This window comes from Synechococcus sp. R6-10 (assembly GCF_047461815.1).
Taxonomy (GTDB): Bacteria; Cyanobacteriota; Cyanobacteriia; order Thermostichales; family Thermostichaceae; genus Thermostichus.
This window is the reverse complement of the sequence record NZ_JANSHW010000471.1, coordinates 1-1,539: the sequence shown is the minus strand read 5'-3', so window position 1 is coordinate 1,539 and position 1,539 is coordinate 1. Positions and strand designations below refer to the sequence as shown.

Here is a 1,539-nt window from a genome sequence, read left to right as displayed (position 1 = left end):
CTGGGCGCTCGTCTTTTGAGCCTCCCGAGCCAGTCCTAAGGAGTCTCCCACAAAGTCCGCCACCTCTTGAACTTCGGGGAGCTGATACGAATGCGCGAGGATAACTGCCTGCCTTTCCTGTTTGAGCCGGGCAATCTCCTGGACGATTGTGGCAGTGTTGTGTAGCAATGGGGTTTCTCCCTTCATTTTCGACTTCTTGTCGCGACAGCGTTGCGTAGCAATAACGGTTTTGTTCCTCTGGAGGCTGGACACGATCTGAGGACTTTGTCCCGCCTAATGCGTTTGCAGGAGCAGCGCGCAGCAATAACGGAAAGCCCATCTCCTGGAGTTGGTCGACTCTGCTTTGGGGGGTATCTGAGCCGGCAAGAGAAGCAACCCCCAACCCAGATGTCCGGCGAAGCCTTTCGCGGCGCCCGGTTGAGCTGGAGCTGGGCTTAGGTTGTCTTCTCAAAGTAGCATCAGTCGCAACAGCGTTGCGTAGCAATAAAGCAGTGTCCAGCGAGGACTTGGCTCAGGGTCACACCACCAGCAAAGAGAGATCCAAAGCCTTGGCCGAGTGGGTGAGCGCCCCGACGCTGACGTAATTCACGCCTGCCTCGGCCACTTGCCTGGCCCGTTCTGGGGTCATGTTGCCGCTGGCCTCCAGGGGAACTCTCCCTCCCACCCGTTGGACGGCGGCCTGGGTTTCTTCCAGGGTGAAGTTGTCCAGAAGGATGAGATCGGCTCCTGCTGCCAAAGCCTCTTCCAGTTCCTGGAGATCCCGCACCTCCACCTCCACCTTGAGGTGGTGGGGAGCACCTTCCTTGGCCCGCTTGACGGCTGCCAAAACGCCTCCCGCGCCGCGGTCGCAACAGCGTTGCGTGGCAATGATGTGGTTTTCCTTGATCAAAATGCCGTCGAACAGCCCAAAGCGGTGGTTTTTGCCGCCCCCTACCCGTACAGCATACTTCTCCAGGGCGCGCAGGCCGGGAGTGGTCTTGCGGGTGTCCAGAAGCTGGGTTGAAGTTCCCCGGAGAGCCTCTACATAGGTGCGGGTGAGGGTGGCAATGCCGGACAGCCTTTGGAGAAGATTGAGCGCCAGCCTCTCCCCCGCCAGAATGCCCTTCAGGGATCCCTTGAGGTGGGCCACCTCTTGACGGACAGCCACCCTGGCCCCTTCCTCCACTCCAGGGATGAACTCCACCTGGGGATCCGCCAGCCGAAAAACCCGCTTGGCAATCTCCAGGCCGGCCAGGATCCCTGTCTCCTTGGCCAGGATTACCGCCTCACCCTCCAGTCCTGGGGGTAGGGTCAGCTCTGTGGTGAGGTCGCCGTGCCCCAGGTCTTCCCACAGCCAAGTGCAAAGGGTCTCCTCTGGTAAGTAAACTTCTTCCATTTTCGGTTTGGTTTTAGCTAGACCGGCGGGAAGCCCCACCCTCTGTTAGTGACTAGTGGCTGGTCACTATCCACTCACCACTATCCAGGGTGAGGGTCGGGATAAAAGGCGAGGACACGATGCTTCGTCCTTACTGGTGCTATGACCGGCGTAGCAGGATTTTA

The 1,539-nt window shown here is 59.2% G+C and carries 2 protein-coding genes; both read right to left on the bottom strand.

Annotated elements, in window-relative coordinates; all coding sequences use genetic code 11:
* Positions 1-186: quinolinate synthase NadA (nadA, locus tag NW837_RS12370; protein ID WP_414331923.1), on the bottom strand; the 186-nt coding region annotated here is incomplete at its 3' end.
* 331 nt (positions 187-517) lie between these two features.
* Positions 518-1,375 (bottom strand): carboxylating nicotinate-nucleotide diphosphorylase, encoded by an 858-nt coding sequence (gene nadC / locus NW837_RS12365; RefSeq protein WP_414331922.1) that lies wholly within the window; start codon positions 1,373-1,375, stop codon positions 518-520.
* Positions 1,376-1,539: the final 164 nt, after the last annotated feature.

What these genes read in the sequence shown, in the direction of transcription:
- nadC (WP_414331922.1), bottom strand. Translation starts at nt 1,375, where the DNA reads ATGGAAGAAGTTTACTTACCAGAGGAGACCCTTTGCACTTGGCTGTGG.